The organism is Rhodopirellula sp. MGV, from assembly GCF_002251265.1.
In the GTDB taxonomy this organism is placed as follows: Bacteria; Planctomycetota; Planctomycetia; order Pirellulales; family Pirellulaceae; genus Stieleria; species Stieleria baltica_A.
This window is the reverse complement of the sequence record NZ_NPDI01000073.1, coordinates 53,330-74,588: the sequence shown is the minus strand read 5'-3', so window position 1 is coordinate 74,588 and position 21,259 is coordinate 53,330. Positions and strand designations below refer to the sequence as shown.

19 protein-coding genes are annotated in these 21,259 nt (G+C 54.8%); 15 read left to right on the top strand and 4 right to left on the bottom strand.

All coding sequences use genetic code 11. The annotated features are described in order from the left end of the window. Positions 1–30 precede the first annotated feature (30 nt). Positions 31–975, bottom strand: a complete 945-nt coding sequence (locus CGZ80_RS25405; RefSeq protein ID WP_094418489.1) for a TIM barrel protein — start codon at positions 973–975, stop codon at positions 31–33. 558 nt (positions 976–1,533) lie between these two features. On the opposite strand from CGZ80_RS25405, the gene CGZ80_RS25400 reads away from it, so the two are divergent. Together CGZ80_RS25400 and CGZ80_RS25395 are read left to right on the top strand one after the other, a co-directional pair. Further along, positions 1,534–3,909, top strand: a complete 2,376-nt coding sequence (locus CGZ80_RS25400) for a DUF1588 domain-containing protein (protein WP_158222850.1) — start codon at positions 1,534–1,536, stop codon at positions 3,907–3,909. Beyond that, a complete protein-coding gene (locus CGZ80_RS25395; RefSeq protein ID WP_233148667.1) occupies positions 3,896–5,224 on the top strand; it encodes a DUF1552 domain-containing protein in 1,329 nt (442 codons plus the stop codon). The genes CGZ80_RS25400 and CGZ80_RS25395 overlap by 14 nt, the downstream gene beginning before the upstream one ends. Before the next feature lie 33 nt (positions 5,225–5,257). On the opposite strand, the gene CGZ80_RS25390 is transcribed toward CGZ80_RS25395, so the two are convergent. Both CGZ80_RS25390 and CGZ80_RS25385 read right to left on the bottom strand, forming a co-directional pair. Then, the gene (locus tag CGZ80_RS25390) at positions 5,258–5,863 is read right to left on the bottom strand and encodes a hypothetical protein (protein ID WP_094418486.1); all 606 of its coding nucleotides are present in this window, start codon (positions 5,861–5,863) and stop codon (positions 5,258–5,260) included. Between the two features lie 43 nt (positions 5,864–5,906). Further along, positions 5,907–6,482, bottom strand: a complete 576-nt coding sequence (locus tag CGZ80_RS25385; protein WP_094418485.1) for a hypothetical protein — start codon at positions 6,480–6,482, stop codon at positions 5,907–5,909. 652 nt (positions 6,483–7,134) lie between these two features. On the opposite strand from CGZ80_RS25385, the gene CGZ80_RS25370 reads away from it, so the two are divergent. The 4 genes from CGZ80_RS25370 (at position 7,135) to CGZ80_RS25355 (ending at position 14,909) form a co-directional block, all read left to right on the top strand. Next, positions 7,135–10,020, top strand: a complete 2,886-nt coding sequence (locus CGZ80_RS25370) for a DUF11 domain-containing protein (protein WP_103296384.1) — start codon at positions 7,135–7,137, stop codon at positions 10,018–10,020. A gap of 92 nt (positions 10,021–10,112) precedes the next feature. Continuing rightward, positions 10,113–11,678, top strand: coding sequence for a DUF1549 domain-containing protein (locus CGZ80_RS25365; RefSeq protein WP_094418481.1), 1,566 nt, complete (start codon positions 10,113–10,115; stop codon positions 11,676–11,678). Between the two features lie 31 nt (positions 11,679–11,709). Next, positions 11,710–13,008: a DUF1501 domain-containing protein gene (locus CGZ80_RS25360; protein ID WP_094418480.1), complete on the top strand. Its 1,299-nt coding sequence runs from the start codon at positions 11,710–11,712 to the stop codon at positions 13,006–13,008. Between the two features lie 17 nt (positions 13,009–13,025). Then, on the top strand, positions 13,026–14,909 hold the full coding sequence (locus tag CGZ80_RS25355; RefSeq protein ID WP_094418479.1) for an EF-hand domain-containing protein: 1,884 nt from the start codon (positions 13,026–13,028) through the stop codon (positions 14,907–14,909). Here the strand turns inward: CGZ80_RS25355 and CGZ80_RS25350 are convergent. Continuing rightward, entirely contained in the window at positions 14,906–16,207 is a 1,302-nt protein-coding gene (locus tag CGZ80_RS25350) for a DUF2254 domain-containing protein (RefSeq protein ID WP_143544150.1), read from the bottom strand. The genes CGZ80_RS25355 and CGZ80_RS25350 overlap by 4 nt on opposite strands. Before the next feature lie 201 nt (positions 16,208–16,408). Between CGZ80_RS25350 and CGZ80_RS25345 the strand changes: the two genes are divergently transcribed. From CGZ80_RS25345 to CGZ80_RS29050, 9 genes are all read left to right on the top strand, one after another. Next, positions 16,409–16,867, top strand: coding sequence for a nucleoside deaminase (locus CGZ80_RS25345; RefSeq protein ID WP_094418477.1), 459 nt, complete (start codon positions 16,409–16,411; stop codon positions 16,865–16,867). Between the two features lie 388 nt (positions 16,868–17,255). After that, positions 17,256–17,750, top strand: a complete 495-nt coding sequence (locus tag CGZ80_RS25340) for a PleD family two-component system response regulator (RefSeq protein WP_094418476.1) — start codon at positions 17,256–17,258, stop codon at positions 17,748–17,750. Positions 17,751–17,850: 100 nt separating this feature from the next. Continuing rightward, positions 17,851–18,336, top strand: a complete 486-nt coding sequence (dps, locus tag CGZ80_RS25335) for a DNA starvation/stationary phase protection protein Dps (protein ID WP_094418475.1) — start codon at positions 17,851–17,853, stop codon at positions 18,334–18,336. Between the two features lie 424 nt (positions 18,337–18,760). Then, a complete protein-coding gene (locus tag CGZ80_RS25330) occupies positions 18,761–19,192 on the top strand; it encodes a CsbD family protein (RefSeq protein WP_094418474.1) in 432 nt (143 codons plus the stop codon). 49 nt (positions 19,193–19,241) lie between these two features. Next, entirely contained in the window at positions 19,242–19,637 is a 396-nt protein-coding gene (locus tag CGZ80_RS25325) for a hypothetical protein (RefSeq protein ID WP_094418473.1), read from the top strand. Positions 19,638–19,860: 223 nt separating this feature from the next. Further along, positions 19,861–20,388: a phage holin family protein gene (locus CGZ80_RS25315; protein WP_094418471.1), complete on the top strand. Its 528-nt coding sequence runs from the start codon at positions 19,861–19,863 to the stop codon at positions 20,386–20,388. 35 nt (positions 20,389–20,423) lie between these two features. Then, positions 20,424–20,663 (top strand): hypothetical protein, encoded by a 240-nt coding sequence (locus tag CGZ80_RS25310; protein WP_094418470.1) that lies wholly within the window; start codon positions 20,424–20,426, stop codon positions 20,661–20,663. A gap of 52 nt (positions 20,664–20,715) precedes the next feature. Then, positions 20,716–21,054, top strand: coding sequence for a DUF4235 domain-containing protein (locus CGZ80_RS25305; protein ID WP_094418469.1), 339 nt, complete (start codon positions 20,716–20,718; stop codon positions 21,052–21,054). Between the two features lie 67 nt (positions 21,055–21,121). Continuing rightward, complete coding sequence (locus CGZ80_RS29050; protein WP_255407730.1) at positions 21,122–21,250, top strand: hypothetical protein; 129 nt, start codon at positions 21,122–21,124, stop codon at positions 21,248–21,250. Positions 21,251–21,259 lie beyond the last annotated feature (9 nt).

The following is a 21,259-nucleotide window of genomic DNA, read 5'->3' as shown; positions in this document are numbered from 1 at the left end:
CTCTATGATTGTACGCGTTCGGCTGAATGCCTATGCCATTGGGGCTGCGTTTTCGTTCATCGCGTCTTCGTCGATCAATTCCATCGGCAAAGGCTTGACTTCCAAGCCTGCTGTCGAGCAGATGCCGTCGATCGCTTCTTGAGCCTGGGTCACGGTGTTTTCGCGAGTTTGGCCTTTGTAGCGTGATGGCGAAGCGGCAGGCGAGATCGGGCCTTCGAAGCCAGCTGCGGCCAATTGCTTGACGATTTTGACGTGGTTCAGTGCACCTTCTTGCTCGGGCAGAACGCAGTCTTTGCGGGTCGCTTTAGACGCGTCAGCGTCATCAGCGAGCGAACCGATACGGACGGCAACGATTTTGTCGCCAGCGAGTTCGCTGAGTTGATCCAGTGCGCCACCGCCGACAACCCAGTCCCAGGTGTCGATGATGAAGCCGACCGAATCGCTGCCAACGCCATTAACGAAAGCGATCAGGCCTTCGACGTTGCGGATGAAGTCGAATTGCTTTGGGTTAGCCAATTCTTTGGTCGCGTCGAAGCCGACACCCAATTTGATGTTGCGGGGAGCCAAAACTTCGGCGATTTGGGCGATGCGGCCACGTTGCAGCTCGAAGTACTCGTGGTAAGGCATGCGGTCGGTCGAAGCTGGCAAAGTGATGTAGGCGCGGGTGACGCCCAAGCTTTCGGCCAGTTCGGACAGTGGGTGGAGCGTGCCCAGTTGGCTGGTGAAGGCAGCGTCTTCGGCGTCCAAATCGACTTCCAATGGGAAACCGCCAATTTGTTCCAGTCGGCCAGTTCCTTCGCCAAGTGCGGCGCGGACGAATTTGGTCGCGTCTTCAGCGTTCGAACGCTGTGCACGACGCAACATTTCATACATGTCCACGTCCATCGACGCAAAACCGTACGTCAGGGCCAGTTCGATGAGCTCACTCTGACGACCGTTGATGCCGAGTGCTTTTGGCGAGAAATTTTTGAGCATTCCAGTTCCTACTTTCTGATTCGCTTGCGGTTCCGCTCTTCCGCAGCTGACGTCCAGAGACCTGCATGACCGAGTCGCGATGGCGAGGGCGTGACCGTTTGGCAGGATCGGACAATGGAGATCGTCTCGTAAATCCTGGGGCCAAACCGGTCCGCTAGGGTCAAACAGAGTGTTCCGTCAGAGAGCGGCTGAAGCGAATCCTGGGGGGAAGGGTGTAAGTGTGTTGTCCTCGAAAGTCGCACAGTATCGCAGAAAAAACACATTTAAGAAAAGGGGCGTTTCGTGCGGGAAATTTGGGCGTCTTCCCAGGCATTGATCGCATCTAAAGCGAACAGCAGTTCAACTTAACCCGCCGGCTGGGTACAATAAGGTGCGTCCCACCCCTTCAGTCGCGTCAAATTCCCACCTTTCCGCGACGACCTGCCAAATCTTCGCTGAGTTCAAAGCCGACACAATCCACGCCAATGAGGTGGATTGATAACGGCCGGTAAATGAAGTGGCAGGAAAATGCGATTTCGTTTCCACCGAATGGGTGGGGAACGAGATGGTCTCACCGATATGAAATACCCCGCCTTAAAGATTCGAATGAAGTATGCAACCGCGTGCGCGTGGCGTTGCTGCGGATTGTTCCTGTCGTTGACCGCGCTGAGCAGCCCACCTGCTTTGGGCGACGATGTTCTGGAACGAGGTGAGGCGATTTATCGTGAGCAATGTCTGTCTTGCCACGGTGAAAACGGGATTGGTCAGACCGACGGGTACTCGGATGCCCTGGTCGGCGATGCATCGATCGGCCAACTCACCGAAACGATCACCGACACAATGCCAGAGGAAGACCCGGAGGCTTGCGTGGGTGAGGATGCCGAGGCGGTCGCCAAGTACATCCACCACACGTTTTATTCAGAAGCGGCACAACTGCGCAGTCGTCCGGCGCAAGTTGACTTGTCGCGGCTGACCGCACGGCAGTTGCAACAATGCTTGGCGGACCTCTACACACATTTCTATTCCAGTCCGTGGCTGGAAAAGAAACGCGGGTTGAATGCCAGCTATTTCGACAGCAACCGCTGGGACAACAGCAAGTTAAAAGTCGAACGTACCGACGCGGTGCTGGATTTTAACTTCGGACATGACGCGCCCGTCGAAGGCGTGGATCCGAAAGAGTTCTATATCCATTGGACCGGTTCGTTAAACGTCGAACACACCGGACGTTACGAAATTGTCGTGCACTCGACCTGTTCGATGAAGTTGCGTTTCGGTCATCAGGACGAAGTGTTGATCGACAACCACGTCCAATCCGAAGGCAAGACCGAGTTCCGTCGTACTGTGCACTTGCTGGGCGGTCGCCAATATCCCGTCTACATTGATTACACCCAGCGGAACCGTAAAACGGAGCAGCCGCCCGCAGAATTTTCGTTGCGTTGGGTGCCACCAGGCGGTGTCGAACAAGTGATCCCGACGGAAAACTTGTTCCCAAGTATGTTCCCCAGCACGTTTGCGCTACAAACCAAGTTGCCGCCGGATGACCGTAGCTATGGATATGAACGCGGAACGCGAGTCGATCGTGGTTGGGAAGACGCCGTCACGAAAGCGGCCTTCGAATTTGGCGCGATCGCGGTCAAACGATTGTGGCCGCAATACCGTCGCAATCATCGCGGCGAAAGCGACGAAAACCGCGAACGCTTGCGAGGCTTTCTGACCGAGATCGCGACGGTCGCGTTTCGTGGTGAGCTGGATGATGATGCGAAGCAGCTTTATATCGAAGACCAACTCGCCGCTGCCGAAGATGACCAACTCGCGATCGTGCGCTCGTGTTTGTTGATCATCAAGTCGCCGCGTTTTTTGTATCCCGCCGCGAACCCGAATGTCTCGCCGGAAATGCGGATCGCGTCGCGTCTGGCAATGACACTGTATGACTCGTTGCCAGCGGACGCATGGATCCTCGAACATCTCCGCAAGGGCGAGCTGAAACTTGGCGAGCCCAATCCAGAACAACGCGTCCGGCAAATGGCCGAACGGATGCTGCGCGATCCGCGTTTGGACGGCAAAGCGATGGCGATGTTCTTCGATTGGTTGGACATCGATCCGGCTGCGGAAATCCACAAGAGCCAAGAGGTGTTTCCAGGGTTTGATCAGCAGCTCGCGATGCAGCTGCGGCGGTCGCTGGAAACGCAGTTGTCAGACATTTTTTGGAGCGAAGACAGCGACTATCGACAGTTGTTCCTGCGTGATTGGAACTACACGAATCAGTCGCTCGCTGATTTCTACGGTACGCCGTTCCAGCCACGTGAAACGGCTGTGCCGGGATCGATGGTGCCGAGCCAGGCGGACCAACAACGAACCTTCGGTGTGCTGACGCATCCGATGGTGACCAGTCACCTGAGCTACTTTGAAACGACCTCGCCGATTCACCGTGGTGTCTTTCTGATTCGCCGCGTCCTCGGCCGGACGCTACGTCCGCCGATGGATGCATTTGCGCCACTTGATCCAACACTGCATCCGGATCTGACGACACGGCAACGTGTTGAGTTGCAGACGGGCGAGCAGTCGTGCCAGGTTTGTCACCAGCGGATCAATGCGCTCGGATTCTCGCTCGAACATTTCGATGCCGTCGGGCGATTTCGAGACCTGGAAAAAGGCAAACCAATTGATGCGACCGGTGGCTATGTCACACGAACGGACGAAGCCGTCGCGTTCGAATCGGCTGGCGATTTGGCTCGGTTTTTGGCGAACAACGAGGACGCGCACCGCGCCTTTGTGGAACGTGTGTTCGAGTATTTCGTCAAACAACCAGTCGCCGCGTTTGGCGAAGACACTCTCGATGAACTGACGCGAACGTTTCGCGACTCACAATTCAATATGCGTGCGTTGATTGTTGAAATCGCAGTGCAGACTGCGATGTCCGATTTCAATGAGGAGAAAACCGATGAAGCGACGTGAATTCATGACCAAGTTGGGAGTTAGCGCCGCCGCGGCCAAGTTCCTGGTCGGGCTTCCCAGTTTAGGTTTCGCCGCACAAGCGTCATCGCGACCGCAACGCGTCGTGTTCGTTTTCAGCCCCAACGGTGTGATCCCCAAACACTTTTGGCCTGATCAAACCGGTGCCGATTACGACCTGAAACGCATCCTCGCGCCGTTGGCGGATTTCCAAAGTCAGATGCTGACGATGAAAGGCATCTGCAACCGCATCAATGGCGACGGTGACGGACACATGCGCGGGATCGGTTGCCTATTGACCGGCATCGAGCTGTTCCCCGGTGACATCCAGGGCGGCAGCGACACGCCGGCCGGCTGGTCGATGGGGATCTCGGTTGACCAACATATTCGCAATCGCTTTCAAGCCAATGAAGCGACACGTACGCGATTCGGTTCGCTTGAATTCGGTGTGATGGTGCCCGATCGTGCAGACACATGGACGCGTATGTCCTACGGCGGCCCCAACCAGCCGATGGCACCGATCAGCGACCCGTATCAGATGTTCGACAAGCTGTACGGCCAGACGAAAAACCGGCAGATGTTGGCAAGTGTTCTGGACGATCTGGCGGGCGATTTCAAAAAGATCGGCGGTTCGCTGAGCAGCGAAGATCGGCAACTGTTGGAACTACACCTCGGGCTAGTTCGCGATGTCGAAAAAGATTTGCAGACCGAATTTGCTGCCGCAACCAAGAACGACGGGGCCGCGCACGCGGTACCAACATTGCCGGCAAACATCGAAGAGCAAAACAACAACATGCCGGAGATCACCAAGATGCAAACGGAGCTGTTGGTGAACAGCTTTGTGGCTGACTTTGCACGGGTCGCGTCCTTCCAAATCACCAACAGTGTCGGCCAGCCACGGATGAAGTGGTTGGGGATCGATGAAGGTCACCATGGTTTGTCTCACGAACCGGACAGCAACGAAGACGCGTACGAGAAGTTGATTCAGATCAACACTTGGTATGCCGAACAAGTCGCGCATATGGCCCGCCGCATGAAGGAAACGCCTGATCCCTCCGGGCACGGATCGCTATTGGACAACACCACGATCATCTGGACGAACGAGCTCGGCAAAGGCAACTCGCACACCCGCGACAACATCCCGTTCGTCATGGTCGGCGGCGGATTGAACTTCCGCTTTGGCGAAGCGTATGACTTTGGCCATGTCCCGCACAACCGTCTGCTGCTCAGCATCCTCGAAGGAATTGGCATGCCAGAGCAAACGTTTGGCAATCCAGATTTCTGCGGCGATGGAGCGTTGACGGGGCTGATGGTCTAGTCGTCAACGCTCGTGACTGGCGAGAAGCAGTAATCAATCGTGCGGATCGACGCGGACGATCGATCCGCCGCGATTGGGAAGCGTCTCGGCGATCGCATCCAAAATTTTTTGTTCCGGGTTCGTGACTTTGCCCCGGCGAAGCACACTGCCTGAGGATTTAGCGACGACCTTTGCGTTGCTGATCAGGCGGTCGGCAACACTGTCAGCTGTCTCGGCCGGCAGCGATTCGTGCAGCTTTTGTGCGTACTCTTTCCAAGTCTCCCACAAGTCTCGTGGCGGACGCACATCCAGCCATTGTTTTAGAAGAATAAATGCCAACGGGTTATCGGAAACGCCGCGTGTCAGCGCGGCGCTGATCACCATCTGCCGTTCGCCGCTCGTTACGGTTCCGTCGGCCCAAGCGACGAACACTAAAGGCGTCAGCGTGAACGCGGCAATTGTGCTGGCATTGATATTCAAGTCCAGCATGTGGTTAAGCAACTCTGGATCATCGACAGCCGCAATGTTGGCGAGTTCGCGTAGCATTGCTACACGTTTCGATTTTTCGCGCATCGATTGCAGCAGGGTGTCATCGACACGGCGGAAATACAAATCTTCCAGCACGTGTCCACGCTGATGAATCGTGTCTGTATCGTTCATGATGAATCCTTCGATGTTGGACGACCGATTGCTATTGGGTGGGTTATTCCGCCGTTTCCAGGGCAGTGATGAATCGTTCGATCAGCAGGCGTTCCTGCCGGGAAACTTTGCCGAATCCCAGATGCCCGCCAGACGCCTTTGCGATGCTGGTCATCTGTGTGCGAAGCAGGTCGATGAACTTGCCTCGTGTGAATGCCGACATACCTTGGGTTAGTTCACGTACATAGCGCTGCCAAGCGTCAAAGCTTTCTGCCGGGGGCCGTTGCCGCAGCCAATGCTCCAGCAGTACATACGCGACGCTGGATTCGGTAATCCCAAGCGGCTTTGCCGCATTCAAAACGGCGGCGTGTTCAGACGGATCGACCGCTTTTTCGGCCCATGCGACCAACACCAGCGGCAACATACGCATCACAACTAGAGACTCGGCAGTAATACCGAGATCAGAAAGCTCGGAGATCAATACCGGATCGGTGATTCCGGCTTCATGCATCAACGCTTGATGCGATTCATCGGTTTCCGCTTCACGTTTGAGACGTTGAAACAGTTGCTCTTTCAATTCGCCGAGATAGCGATCTTGAAGCACACCAAACCGGAACGTGTCGGGGGCTGTTTTAGACATCGTGGTGACTTGCAATCGAGGCAATGGCTGACGCAGTTGCTTTGATGCACGTCGAGTACCGATGGGCAAACCGCCGAGCGAATACGACTGACAGCATGTATCTCGGGCGATGGTGTGTGAGCCATCCGTGTCGTAAACAGACGCGAAACATGGGCATTTCACGCAGCGATGAGTTCTGACGACCCGATGCCATCGCTGAATTGTCGTTCGGAAATTCTTTGGCGATCAGCCTCTGCGAAAGCCACGCCGTGCCAGGACGCACGTCTGGCCTGTGCGAAAACGCCCGAGTGAGCACTCGAGATTCCTCGACAGCGAGGAAGCCGGACGATGCGATAGGGCCGGTTCAGCCAGTGCCTGGACGCGTCGCGATGATACCGATCTTGATCGATGTAGCGGTTGCCGAGCGTCCCGTTTGCTGAGAACGCATTTAGATTTTGTAAATCTTAAAACCGGCAAACTGCAAGGATCAGTGTGCGCAATCGGTGAGATCGGAATCATCGGTACACCTTCGTTGGTTTTCCGCATCATCCGAGGTTGCGTTTTCGCATCATCACCCCATCTAGCGTGCTACGTTTCGGCGGACGAGGTCTGTCACTGCATGATGGCCGCGTCTTGATCTATCCAGTCAATAGCTGACCTGTGACCCCGATCTGTGGCTAAGAAACGTATCCCATCACCGAAGCATGCCAAACCCGACGCGACCGGTTCGCGTTGCCGGTCATTGGTGACGCTGTCGATGTGTGTGGTAACGTTGGTTGCGACAATCGTGATCACGGCCGGCGGTTGTTCGCGATTGCGTCTACCTGCAGTCGATTCGACTGGACGACGGATCTTTAATCCACTGCCAACAACGACAACGCTTGCGCTGCCCGGTTCTGGCGGCGAATGCAAACTCGGCAATTGCCTCAAGAAACTCGGTGATCCGCTGAACTTGCAACCGTTCAAGTTTCCAGAGCCAGCGTTTTCTGAACCCGCCCCGCCGCCAGCTTGCATCACTCCGCCTGTAGCCACCGCTCCGCCGACCCCGATTGGCGGTTCGACGCTTGGCGGTGCTTGTGGAATCAAGCAAGGGGCAACCGCGCCTTGTGTGCCCGGTCCGATGTGTCCTGGCGACTGTTTAAACGGTCCGCCAGCCGTTTTGATTGGAAACGAAACGGCCGAACGACGTAGCTGCTGTTTGCCAAACCGCGGCAAACGCGGGTGCATCCTGCTGTCACCGCAAAAGATCGTCGCTCCGGTTGGCGGAGAAGTCATCTTGTTGTCCGGGATCTGCGGCGAAGACGGCTACTTGCAAATGGGCGAACCACTGGAATGGATGCTGACGCCGGACAGTGTTGGAACGTTTATTCAAGTCGGCGATGATGATCCGGGAGTCGTTCACAAGCTGGCACGAATCAAGAAAGCGGAAAAACAGGATCCGTCTTATGCACTCGGCGTGACCAGTACAAAACGCGTGAAGATCACGCGGGGCAACCTCAATCCCGCTGACGATATTCAATTGGAAAAAGGCCAGACCTGGATCAGCATTAGCAGTCCCAGTGAAGGGACGAGCCACGTGACTGTGCTGGCACCGGAGAGTGATTGTTGGGATCAACGCAAAGCGACCGCGACGATCTATTGGGTCGACGCGTCGGTGCAGTTTCCCAAAAATGAAATTCTGCCTGCGGGGCAACCCGTTACGCTGACCACGCGCGTCATGCGTAGCGAAGGTGCGTTGCCAGCCCGCGGCTGGAAAGTGATCTATCGATCGCTCCATCCCGAATTGGGTTTGTTCCAAAGTGCGGCGGGAGGCTCGCCGAAAGCGGAAGTGATCGTTGATGACAATGGTTTGGCGCCCATCCAGCTGATCCCTGTCCCCGGCACCTCGGGAACCGCGACGATCGAAATGACGGTTGTGCGGCCAGGTGGTGACACGGACAACATGCCGCCGCTGGAATTATACAAAGGCCACACGTTTGTGACGTGGAGCTCACCCCAGTTGATACTGGAGACTGTCGGTCCCGAGGTGGCGTCCTTTGGAACGCCGTTTAAGGTCGTCGCAAGGGTATCGAACCCGGGAGACCAACCTGCTGACGACGTGCGTGTGATTCTGACGTTGCCACAAGGTGTGCGTGCACAAGACACCGAATCGGACTTTGTACAGAACTTGCCGAATGCGATTGTCTGGAACGTGGGGCAGTTACCTGCGAAACAGCAATTGGATTTGTCGGTTGACGTGGTCACAGAAACATCGGTCGTCCTGCCGTTTGAAGCCCGAGCTGCCGGCGGTTTATTCGCCAGCGATTCGGTAACGGTTGACATCTACCGTCCGTCATTGGTTTTGACCGTCACGCCACGCGAAGGCAACCATGTCGCGGGCCAGCCCGTCGAGTTTGAAATCGACGTGACGAACACCGGACCGCGCCCGCTGGAAAATGTCCAGTTGATCGCCCAGGGCGATAGCGAAATGATCCACTCGGAAAGCAATCAGCCGAGAGTGAAGTTGCAGAAAAACGATGGCCCCCTGCAGCCGGGACAAACATGGAGCGACGCACTTGTGGCGTTCATTCCGACGAGTGCCGGCCGGCGATGCATCCAAGTCGAAGTGACTGCGGATGGCGGACAACGCGCCGATACGGAATCCTGTGTCGTTGTGATCAATCAACCAGTCGCGACGCCTTCGCTAAGTGTAACGCTTGACGGACGCACCCAAATGTCGGTCGGTGGAGAACAACTTTTCCGAGCCGTTGTGATTAATGATGGCCAAGTTCCACTGGACAATGTCCAGGTTTCGATGGCCTACGATCCACAGGTTCAACCTATTGGAGCAACGCAACAATATTTGACTCCTGGGAGTGCTGCGGGACAGTTTATGGTTCGTTGGACGATTCCTCGTTTGGAACCACAGACCAGTGAAACGTTGGAAGCAATGTTTCGGGCGCTTGGCACAAACCAACGTAGCAGCCTCGTTTTAGCTGCTGTGAGTGACCAAGGTGCTCGGGCGAGCGAACGGATGGACTTTGAAATCTTGCCCGCTGCGGTCACTCAGCCGAATCAACCGAACAATTCTCCCAATTTGCCGCCCGCCCAACCAACGCCCACGATTCCAGGCGACGCGCCGCTGCCCCGGCCGACTCAGCCTCAGGCACCTGCGCCCAGCGTCCCGGCCGCCGAGCCAAAGTTCCTTGGGTTGGTGCTTACCGGGCCGCAGACCAATGTGATCGTCAATCAACCGATTCGCTATGAATTGCGAGTGTCGAACCCATCGAGGTTCCCTGATTCGAATGTGGTGTTGAAATTTAACCTTCCTGAAGGGGTGAATGTTCGTCGTGTTGTTCAAAGGTTCAACCCGAACGATGACGCGGCGTCACTCAGCGAAACGGGTGGGTTTGTCTACATTGAAATCCGCACGTTACGTGGCGGCGAAACGTTGACCTATGACATCGTCTTGGAGTCGAACCAGCCGCAAACGTTTACATTGTCTGCCGAAGCCGTCAGTGCCAATAAAGAGCTTGGTGCCCGATCGACGGTGCAGACCGTCGTTGTCCCGCAGCCGTAGCGGCTGTCTGTCCATCGATTTCGTTGCCACTCGATGAAAGATGTTACAATCAACGTCTCTCATCAAACGACCTCATAGCGTGAGGAAATGTTGTGGCGAATCGAATCGTACTGTGGTTGGCGTTTGCCACACAGTTTATCGCGATCGATGCTACCGCTGCCGATCGAGCCAACAAGGTGGCAGCCAATCCGGACCGTTCGTTTCATAATCCGACGGGACAGATCGATCTTTGGATCAATCAGCGATTGGCAGCAGACGGAGAAACGGCAGGGGAGCAAAGCAGCGACGCCGAATTTTGCCGCCGTGTTTGGTTGGACCTCGCAGGCGTCGCGCCGCCGATCTGGGAAGTCCGAGAGTTTATCTCTGACAAGGAACCAGGAAAACGATCACGGTTGATCGAACGGTTGTTGGAATCGCCTCGGTTCGCTAGCCACATGGCAACGCGGTACTCACTCGCGTTGTTGCCGCAGGATGCCGGTTTGCTTGCGTCAAATGACTTGGAATCGCTGACGACGTGGCTGCGCGAAGCCTTTCGTGAAAACAAACCCTACGATCATTTTGTGGGGGCGTTCTTGACCGCATCCGGCGACGAGCCCGGCCCGACGATGTTCTATACGACGCGAGATGCCGATCCGGTGAAGGTCGCTTCAGCCACGTCGCGGTTGTTTTTGGGGATTGGAATCGATTGCGCGCAGTGCCACGATCATCCATTCAGCAAATGGACGCAGGATGATTTTTGGACCTTCGCAGCGTTCTTTTCTCAGTTGGAGATTCCCGAACAAGGGATGCAGCAGCGGAATGTGGTTCGCGATCGCGTTGGGAAGGAGTTGACGTTTCCGGAAAGCGATCGTATTGCCGAACCACGTTACCTGGGCGTTGAGCAGCCGCCCGAACCTGATCCGACAGACTTCCGACGCCGACAATTGACGATCTGGTTAGCGTCGCGTAGCAATCCCTATTTCGCCACCGCCGCTGTCAACCGCGTCTGGGCCCATCTGTTTGGGCGTGGACTTGTCAATCCGGTCGACGAAATTGATTCAATCGACTACGCCACTCATCCGGAGTTACTGCGTTATTTATCGGACTATTTCATTTCGATACGGTTCGATTTAAAGCAGCTTTATCGAACGATCGCGAAGACCGACGCCTATCAGCGGACCAGTCGATCGACGACGCATCGCCCTGCGGCTGAATCGTATGCGATGATGCATACAAAAACACTTTCGCCGGAACAGTACTACGACAGCTTGCAACAGAACGTGATCCGCAGCGGGACTTCTGATATTGCGCAGGGTTCACAGACCATCTTCATGCGTCAGCAGTTTGCTCAGCGGATGCGCGACAGCGGCGCGACCCCGCTGGAGTATTCACACGGTGTCGTACAGGCATTGGGGATGATGAATGGGCCGGAAATGATGTCAGCAACGGCGGAGCAATCCAGCGGCTTGATCGCCGGGGTGAACGCACCGTTTTACGATGACACACAACGGGTCGAGGTGATTTACCTTGCATGTGTTTCGCGATACCCCAATGACGACGAAGTCAAACGATGTCTGGCGTATTTGGGAGACGAAGCAATCGAGGCGACGCGTGACGAGAAATTTGGCGATCTGATTTGGGTGTTGGCAAACACGGCGGAGTGTTTTGTCTGTCCGTAAGTCGATTGGTTAGAAACCGACGGAGCCTGTGATGACATTTTCGCGACGTAGTCTGCTGACTCGGATCGGCCCGGCGTCTGCCTTCGGCATGTCGATGATGCGGCATCAGTTGCTTTGCCAAGCTGCTGAGGCTGCGACGCAAGCAGGACGCCATTGCATCGTTTTGTGGATGGCTGGCGGACCAAGCCAGCTTGATACCTTCGATATGAAACCGCAGACATCGGTCGGTGGTCCGCTCAAAGAAACGCAGACTTCGGTGCCGGGTATCCGGTTTAGCGAGCACCTGCCGAAACTCGCACAGCAAGCCGAGCGTCTTGCGATTTTGCGGGGGCTGACCACCAAAGAGGGCGACCATACGCGCGGTGCAATCTTGATGCACACCGGCAACAAGGTCGATGGCCCGGTGCGATATCCCGCGATCGGTTGCGCGCTTTCCAAGGCGATTCCTCATTCGGATTGTCCGCTGCCCGGATACATCTCGGTGGCGCCGGCGCCGATCGCTCCTGCCGCTTATAGCCCTGGTTTGTTGGGACCCAAATTCGCACCGACACACGTGCGTTCCGGAGCCCGCGACGATGCGGATGAATTTGCATCGCTAAAGGTCGATTACTTAACCCCACAGGTTCCCGTCCGATCGCGGCGCTACCAACAGCGACAAGCCTTATGGGATCTGGCACAGCAGGACTTTTTGTCGGAGCGAAACCTGCCCAATGTTGTCGCTCAGGACACGATGTATCGTTCGGCACTCACGATGTTGGAAAGCGATGGTAAGAACGCGTTCAACCTTGCCGAAGAAACAGATCAGGTGCGTGAAGCCTACGGGAAGGGGACGTTTGGTCAGGGATGCCTGATGGCACGCCGTTTAATCGAACGTGGTGTGCCGATGGTTGAGGTTGCCTTGGGGGACGGGCTGGGGTGGGATACACACGCCGATAATTTTGAACAAGTTAAATCGCTCAGCCAGCAACTTGACAATGGCTGGGCAACGTTAATGAACGAACTTGCTGAGCGAGGTTTGCTCGAACGCACCACAATCCTTTGGGCAGGTGAGTTCGGACGGACACCGACGATCAATCAGAATTCAGGACGAGACCATTTTCCACAGGCTTTCACTTGTGTCCTCGCGGGCGGCGGTGTCAAAGGCGGACAAGTCTATGGGGAAACGGCAAAAGACGGATCCGAAGTCGTTGACGGACGCATGGAAGCTGGCGATCTGATGGCGACACTCTGTCGTGCGGTGAATGTTGATCCGCAGCTCGAAAACATGACCAGTGACGGTCGCCCCATCAAAATCTCTGAAGGGAAAGTGATCAAGGACGTCGTGGTGTGAGTCCCTCCGGCAATCCGATGAACCGATTCAAATTCAAGTTGACCTGTTTCGGCGTTAGGCTAGCGATGCCTTGGAATCAAGATGCGGTCGGCAGTTGCCTTTGTCGCGATGCTCATCGTCGTGAGACGTTGGGAGTCGTGCTGCTGTTGGTTTTCGGATTGATCGGTTGCAATCGCGGTCCGAACAACTCGACGTCTGAACTTGATCAACATGCGGCGGCATCGATCGAGCCAATCGAGCCGGACAATCGCGATACGAAAGCGAATCTTGTTGAATCGGCGTTGTTGTCCGATACATCGAACGATGCCGAAGTTGACTTGGAAACGGAGCTTGATGACACGTTGAGTGTCGCCGCCGAAAAGGAATTGGTGGGGGCATTGGTGGGCGACAATGTCGGCGCTGAAAACACAACGTTGATCTTGCCATTCGATGATCGTCCGCCCACTGACTCCACCGAGTTGCTTTGGATTCCCGCGAGCGATGGCGTGCTGATCATTGGGATTCGGATCTTGATTGACGGCAAGCCATTGGAGGAGGTCTTCGAATCACAGATCGATACGTTGTTGGGCTTGATTCCAAAGTCAGACGGGGAGGTTCCAAAGTGGGACGACTTGTTCGACTTTGTTGGCGAACACGAAACGATCTTTGCAACCTCTGCCGAAATGATTGACGGTCAGTCGAAAACGCTGATTCGGCAGTACGACCGCAATACGAATCGCAGAGTGGACCGAGAGGAACTGACCCGATTCCTGTTTCGAATGTCTTCCAGTTCGAAACCATTCCGCTTGTTTGGTACCGATGCGATGCAGTGGATCAGTCGACACGCATCGCCGCTGTTTGAATCGATCGATGCCAACGATGATCGACTGATCGATGAGGCGGAACTGGAGAATCTCGCGGACCGCTTGTTGCTGGATTTTGATCGCAATCTCGACCGTTGTCTTTCGTTCGAAGAACTCACCCGTACGACTGAAAATGATGCTGACCCCTGGCGCAATAATCGTGCGTCGCGGCGTGGCGAAGTCGCAATGAATCTCGGTGGCTACAGCAACTGGAGCGACATGGCGTATACCCTGGGAGGTTTTTCGAACTATCGAATTTGGTATTCCAATGAGTCGGTGGAAGAAAAATTCGACGGTGACCAAGACGGCCGTTTTACTTCTGACGAAGCAGCCGCGATTGAGCAGGTTTCTCCAGCCATTGTTGTGACCATTGACATTGCCTCTCCGATACCGATGCCAATCACCGTTTGGGTCGATCCCGAAGTCCAAGGAATCGTCCAAGTTGATCCGACATTCAATCGAAGCGTTTGGATCAATTCGCATGAAGGAAGTGTCTGTGTTTCATTGGCCAATGACGTGACGGCATTCACACCGATGGGTAGCTTTGAGAAGATCGCGGAAAAAGTCTTAATAGAGGCACAAACGGAAACACCAGACGACAGCCCCAAGCCCTATTGGACCTCACAGGTTCGAGGGAGAGCGGCCAATTTCCCTGACCAGATGTTCGTTTTCCTGGATCAGAATCATGATTGTCTGCTTTCGCAAAGGGAACTCGACCAAGCCTCCGAGCAAATTCGGTCTGTGGGAATGCCCTTCCGAGCAGATCGGATCCCGGAGTCGATCTCGCTTCAATTGACGATGGGCGATCCTTCATCCGACGCACAGCGGTTTATGTTCCGGCGACTCGAAATCGAAGGCCAAAACAACTTGCCACGTTGGGCGAAAGTCGCTGATGCGAATGGCGATGGCGATTTGACGGAGTTGGAATTCATCGGGCCCATCGAACTGTTTCGCCGGTTCGATCACAACGGCGACGGATACATCTCCATCACTGAGATTCAGTCGATAACGCGTCAATATGAATCGGGTGAACCAGAGTCCGCAGCGGACGAAATTTAATCCTGCGTCTCCGATGCTTCCTCCAATTGCCGTTTGATCCGGTGGAGTTCCGCATCAAGTTCGGGTTGGTTGGAAACGTCTTCGATTTGTGTGATCGCATCGGCAAGGTGTCGCTTCACGTTCAAGTCCGTGACTGCATAGGGGAACAGCACGTCGAATGTTTCGCCGATGATTGTTTCCCAGGTTAGCTTTTTGGTGACGATGCAAAGGTTGTCGTCTTCATCGCAGCGGAAAGGCGACGGAAGCTTGCGTTGGTTGATTAAGACGATCGAGTGCGCCATTTGGTCGATACACTGGATCGCCGTAAACGGATCGTTCACACCAGGGCTGAGTGCGCGGATCGCGATTTCGGCGTATTGGTGCAGGATGAAAAACAAGTCCTGCGTGGGCGTGCGGATATTGCCAATCGCCAGGCAACGGTGAAATGCGGCAGCAAGTTCATCCGGTGTCTCATTCTCAGGGGTTCCTGTATCGACCGATGAACGCTTTTTCAATTTGGCAATCGTTTGTCCGATCAAGACACGATTCCCCGGATGAACAAGCAACTGCAGCACCGCTTGTCGCTCACCAGCGAATTCCATCAAACCGGTTTCGTCGATCCCTTGGAGGTATCCAAAGTGTTGGCTGCGGATCGGAATCGCATCAGACCAATCGATTGGTTTTTGATCGAGCGATTCGGCGGCGTCGCCAAGCATTTCGGGGAACAGATCATCCACCTTGGCTTCGACACGGCGCGAGATGTTGTCGAGCACGTTGGAGATATGAATGCTTTCCGGGATATGGTGAATGAAATAAATCAAAACACCCACACTGGCAAGCGTCAAAATAAAAGCGATCAGGACCGAAAGGTGAGGAACGAACAGTGCAGTTTGCAAAGCATCATTGTCTGGCCCTGTGTCGTCGGTTGCCGAACGTACCGTGCGCAGCACCATCAGACAGAACAGAAACGTTGCGACGAACGTTCCCAAAGTGATTTGGTTTCCCCGATCTCGCATAATGTTGTCTAGCAAACGTGGACCGTAGTGCGAGGTCGCGTGTGATACCGCCACCATTGTCAGTGAAAACGTGACGCCGGCGACAGTAATCATCGAACCGGCAACGGTCGCTAGCAGGGCTCGCGCCCCCTCAGGTTGATTGAGTGCCGCAGCGGGGAACATTTCGATCCAATCGAGTCCGATGGATCGGTCGACCGCGATTGTGATTCGACTAGCAATCAGGGATGCGATCGCCATCATGGTGGGGACGAACCAGTAGCTGCCACTGATTCTGTAGACGAGTTGTTGTAATCTTGCTCTCACGCTTCCGATGCGATTTTTGGGGGGACTGGCTGTAAAACGATGTTGATTGATTTTGACTCAGGTCGTTCGCCAAGGATGCATACCCCGTGCCAGCATGTCTGGTGTGCAAGAGTGAGTCTGCTATGAAATGGAGTTGAGGCGTTTTCGGCGGATATCCGTCGACAGGGAATCGAGTTCTGTAGTTCAAATCATGGGGCGAGCATGAAAGTTGAGAACGCCGAGTGGCGAATGAAATTTGCAATTCAAGCGGCTGAAATTGGTATCGCGCTGGGGCAGAGTCCGTTCGGTGCTGCAATTTTTTCGGAAAACGGTGACGCGCTGGCGATTGTCCACAACCGAGTGAAATCCGACATCGATCCGAGCGGCCATGCAGAGGTGATCGCTATTCGGACAGCGTGCGCAAAACTTGGACAAACGTCGCTTGCTGGATGTGAATTGGTCAGCACGTGTGAGCCATGTCCGATGTGCGCAAGTGCGATCGTTTTTTCCGGAATTCGATCTGTGGTATTTGGTGCAAGTGTGCAAGATGCAAAGCGAGCCGGTTTTGACCAGTTGCAATTGCCCGCAACGTTAATCTTCGATGAGTGTCCGGAAATGTTTCAATTGCGTGGTGGGATTCTGGTGAACCAATGCGTGCAGTTGTTCGAACGGAACAGCTAGGAGTCCGGATTAAAATCGATTCGCGTTTTTGGCGGAAAGGTAGCTCCGAATCCGAAGTTAAGTCGTTCGAGAGACTTTGTTTTTCCTGTCGCAGTGTGCTAAACGTTGCAGCACTCTCGCGGAGGATGGGGGATTCGAAGGAAACTGGTTTTCCGTTTCGCCTGCATCCCTAACGGGGGACGCAAAGGGGACTCGCCCGGCATTGGAGAGGCTTCTAGGCTATGGTCTGAAAGTTGCTGTCCTAGCGGGGCAGGGCGATCAATGACTATTCAAATCACTAGTCGTTCATTTCAATCATCGGTTGGCGGTGCACTGATCGGCCCACTGGCGGATTGCGGTTTGTCCCGCACCAAATTGATTCACCACTTTTTCACTTCACTGGTTAAGCGTGCGACAGTTCGTTGGAAGTTGTTTAATCGTTGACGATGTGCGCAGCACACGTGTGGCGATTAGTTCTTGGCTATCAGCACTCGGTTTCGAGTGCGTCGAGTCGAGCAATGGATTAGAGGCTTGGGATGCGATTCAAAATCGAGTTCCGAGTATTGTCGTTACCGACATCGACATGTCCGGTGGAGATGGCGTGCAGCTGATCCGTAATTTGCGGCAGTGCGAAGACCCGTTGTTTGCCGAGTTGCCTGTATTGGTAGTCAGCAGCTTAGAAGACAACATGATCGAAGAGCTGATCCAAGGGGTCGGTGCGAGTGCGTTCGCGTCGAAGCCGCTTGATCGAGAACAGTTCTTGATGGCGTTTTTCGCAACACTTCGTGGTTCCGACAGTTGGGGTTCATTCGCACAGGCGTTCCAGGTGGCGACGATCTCTCCAAAACTGCGTCGTTATGTGGCTGATCATCAATCGTCTGGCCAGAATTCGTCGGGCATCTGAATCGCGATCGCATTTGGCATCGCAGTTGCATCTGTTCACAGTGTCAATCGCTTCGGAAACGAAGCAGCCCAACACGTAGACTCGAACGGAGAATCAACGAATGTCGACGACCACGACACCTTTCAAGCGGACCATTCTTGAAGGCGAACGACTTGAAGCCACAACCAACTTGCTGCAACAGAATCTCGTCGATTTGGTTGATCTGGCGCTACTTCTCAAGCAAGCTCATTGGAATGTGATCGGCAAGAACTTTCGGTCGGTCCACTTGCAGCTCGATGAGATAATCGTCACCGTCCGCGCGGCGAGTGATGAAGTTGCCGAACGCATCGCCGCGCTTGGTGTGACCGCTGACGGCCGAGCGTCGACGGTCGCGAAGAACACGGACTTGAAGGAATACCCCAGCGGTTTCCAAAATGTCGACGCGACCCTCGCCCATGTTGGTGATGCACTTAAGACGACGATTGATGGATTGCGCAAGGCCATCGACCAAGTCGGCGATTTGGATCCGATCAGTGAAGACATGTTGATCGCGATTTCGGGTCCGCTCGAGAAGCACCTCTGGATGGTGCAAGCGCAGGAAGCTTAGGTTTCGACTGCGAGTGCAGTCATGCCGACTTTATAGCTTGATTTGAAAAAGGCGTTCACATTTCGTGGACGCCTTTTTTATTGGCGCTCATGCACTTCACGTTGGCGTAGTCGCTGTCTGGAAATGGCAAGTGATCGAATCTTCTGCGGTGGAAGAAGAACATACACCATGACCGTCGATCGCTCATTTACTAGGTCAGGCTGTCTCACTGGCAAGTGCTCCGCTCGCTACATCGCGTGATGAAGGACTTTGCTGCTCTTCCCTGAAGCCGCATTTGATACGGCAATTCACGGTGTGGTCGTGCTGTTGGGCGAAATTTCGCATTCCGCTTCAAGCTCTGGCATGGCACATGCACAGCCTTCTCGGGAACTCAAAGCCGTAACGAACGGCTTCGCATTGACGAACCAACAGAAGGAGTTTTGAGATGATTAATCGAGAACAATTGCACGGTCAGTGGAACGAAGTTAAAGGTCGCTTGCGTGAGCACTGGGGCCAACTGACAGAGAATGATTTACAGATGGCTCGTGGTTCTGCGGAACAATTGGTCGGCGTCGTACAAAAGAAAACCGGCGCGACCCGCAACGAGGTTGAGAAATTCCTCGATGGCATTCTTGATCCGTCGCTCAGTGAAAAGGTCGCCGAGACCGCTCATCAATATGGCGAGGCCGCGCAGCACATGGCACACGAAACGGCGGATTACATGAAGCAAGCTTATCGCGATGCCGCGGCTGTGTCCGAAGACTATGCCGAGCGATTCGTCGATACCGTGAAGAGCCGACCCAGGGAGTCGATTGCAATTGCATTCGGGCTGGGCATTGCTGCCGGAGCCTTGTTCTTTTTGGGTAAACGCCGGTAAGGCGTCGGCTATCGGCAGAAAGTATTTGTTCCTGACCCCGTAGACTGACATGGCAACAACACTCGCAACCGACAAGCAGGCGCAAGCAATCAAGCAACGGATGCAGCAGATCCGTACGAACTTGCCCTACGAGGTCGATCAAGCTCGCGACCAAGTGAAAGAGCTGTCGGACTGGAAGTATCACTTCCGTCGACATCCGGCAGCTTTATTGAGCGCGGCTGCGGTTGTTGGGTACTTGCTGGTGCCCAGCAAGTCGCCGTCACCAAAGCACTTTGTGATCGAACGACGTGTGCCGACTGATCGAGAGTCGATCGAGCCCACCAAGAAGAGCTTGATCGGCGGTTTGGTTGGTGTCGTTGCAACGATCGCCGTGCGGCAAGCCGTATCGATTGCGGCGGGCCATGTGTCGTCGGTGTTGACAAGTCAATCGAGGGCGGGGCGTTGAGTCGTTCCTCTAATCGAAACAGCACCATGATCGCACCACTTGAAAAACCGACGCCGTCATCGCAGCGACTGGCGAACCGTCCAGTTTACGACGGATCGGAACACTTACCAGGGCCAAGCAACGGTCGCGTTGCGCAGGTCGTTACCAACCATCCGAAAGCTTCAATGCTAGTGGCACTCGCCAGTGGCGCGTTGATCGGATGGGTCGTAAAAAGGTCAATGAAATGAATCATTCAGGTCCTCGTCAGCAAGATCAGCCGTCGCCAATGCGTGCGGTCGTACGTGACGTGATCGACTTGATGGAACTGCAATGGCAGCTCCTGTCGGTCGATTCGCAAACGGCGCGACGCAAATTAGCGAGTGCAGTGGTTGCCGGTACAGCGGCGGTGACGCTCGCCGGGTCTGCACTAACGGTTCTGTTGGTTGGACTTGGGGTATGGATTCATGAATGGACGTCGCTATCGGCAGGGGCATCGATTGTCGTCATTGCGGTTGTGTCGTTTGTCATTGTGGGCTTGCTGCTTTGGCTCGCAGCCGGAGCAGTGACAAAGGCGTCGGCCGCGATGTCAGAAAGTAAGTCCGAGTTTGTCGAGAGCTTGAAATGGCTCAAGGCCACGCTGGTTAGTCCGAGCTCTTCGGCCCGAAATCAAATCCGAGCCGAAGACTTCGACTTCCCGTCGATGGGTGAAGCTCGTGCCGAAACGGCCACCGGGCCTGGTCAGTACCGACGTGACTACACCGCACAGAATTAGTGTTTGAAATTTAACTTCTACAAGGAGAATGTGATATGTCTGGGAATAACCGAACCGCAGGTACCGAATCCAATGCCTCGCAGGCGCATGACGTTTCGCATCGTGTTGCAGAGCGAGCGATGGAGTATGGGCAGGGTGCCGCGCAGCACTACGTGAAAGAACCCGCTCGCGATTTGATCAGCTTGGCGAAAGACTATGCGAAGGATCATCCCGACGTGGCTGCTTGCTGGGCATTCGCGTTCGGAATCGTCGTTGGCTGGAAGATGAAGCCATAGTCTGAGTCTCGAATCGGACACCGCTTCTCGACCAGAACCGATAGGACGAACTGTGATTGATGAACTGAAAGAACATGCTCAGAACGCGAAGGCCGAATTCAATGGCCGAGTGCTTGGGCATGATGAACCGAATGGAAGAAACGTTGGGGTTGGACCAACGGAAAATTTATTGGCCTATGCTGCTGCAATTGCTGCGACATTTGCCGCCCGCCAAGCGTTACAAGCGAGTTGGCGGACCGCGCTCGACCGAGAACCCCCAAAGAACCCGTCGTCTCCAGAGGTCGATTGGAAGGACGCATTGCTTTGGGGGGCAGTTTCGGGAGCGATCGTCGGGATGGTGAGAATTGCTTCCCGGCGATCAGCCTCGGCTTTTTGCGACCGAATGAGATAAATCCAAAACAAGCTCGGCACCACGGTCGGGCTTCGATTGGCTTGCCCCGCAACAACCGGATGATGAAATGTCTGATCCACTACGTGTGCCATTGGCGTTGCTGTTTGTGATCCTTTGTGCAATCGCCGCTTCGCAGGCTCAATCCGCTGAGCTTCCGGCTTACGCTCAGGATTCCACAGTCGCATTGTCTGAGTAGCAGAGTGTC

What these genes read in the sequence shown, in the direction of transcription:
- CGZ80_RS25400 (WP_158222850.1), top strand. Translation starts at nt 1,534, where the DNA reads ATGAAATACCCCGCCTTAAAGATTCGAATGAAGTATGCAACCGCGTGC.
- CGZ80_RS25330 (WP_094418474.1), top strand. Translation starts at nt 18,761, where the DNA reads ATGATTAATCGAGAACAATTGCACGGTCAGTGGAACGAAGTTAAAGGT.
- CGZ80_RS25360 (WP_094418480.1), top strand. Translation starts at nt 11,710, where the DNA reads ATGACATTTTCGCGACGTAGTCTGCTGACTCGGATCGGCCCGGCGTCT.
- CGZ80_RS25310 (WP_094418470.1), top strand. Translation starts at nt 20,424, where the DNA reads ATGTCTGGGAATAACCGAACCGCAGGTACCGAATCCAATGCCTCGCAG.
- CGZ80_RS25325 (WP_094418473.1), top strand. Translation starts at nt 19,242, where the DNA reads ATGGCAACAACACTCGCAACCGACAAGCAGGCGCAAGCAATCAAGCAA.
- CGZ80_RS25405 (WP_094418489.1), bottom strand. Translation starts at nt 975, where the DNA reads ATGCTCAAAAATTTCTCGCCAAAAGCACTCGGCATCAACGGTCGTCAG.
- CGZ80_RS25315 (WP_094418471.1), top strand. Translation starts at nt 19,861, where the DNA reads ATGAATCATTCAGGTCCTCGTCAGCAAGATCAGCCGTCGCCAATGCGT.
- CGZ80_RS29050 (WP_255407730.1), top strand. Translation starts at nt 21,122, where the DNA reads ATGTCTGATCCACTACGTGTGCCATTGGCGTTGCTGTTTGTGATCCTT.
- CGZ80_RS25345 (WP_094418477.1), top strand. Translation starts at nt 16,409, where the DNA reads ATGAAAGTTGAGAACGCCGAGTGGCGAATGAAATTTGCAATTCAAGCG.
- CGZ80_RS25355 (WP_094418479.1), top strand. Translation starts at nt 13,026, where the DNA reads ATGAACCGATTCAAATTCAAGTTGACCTGTTTCGGCGTTAGGCTAGCG.
- dps (WP_094418475.1), top strand. Translation starts at nt 17,851, where the DNA reads ATGTCGACGACCACGACACCTTTCAAGCGGACCATTCTTGAAGGCGAA.
- CGZ80_RS25395 (WP_233148667.1), top strand. Translation starts at nt 3,896, where the DNA reads ATGAAGCGACGTGAATTCATGACCAAGTTGGGAGTTAGCGCCGCCGCG.
- CGZ80_RS25385 (WP_094418485.1), bottom strand. Translation starts at nt 6,482, where the DNA reads ATGTCTAAAACAGCCCCCGACACGTTCCGGTTTGGTGTGCTTCAAGAT.
- CGZ80_RS25390 (WP_094418486.1), bottom strand. Translation starts at nt 5,863, where the DNA reads ATGAACGATACAGACACGATTCATCAGCGTGGACACGTGCTGGAAGAT.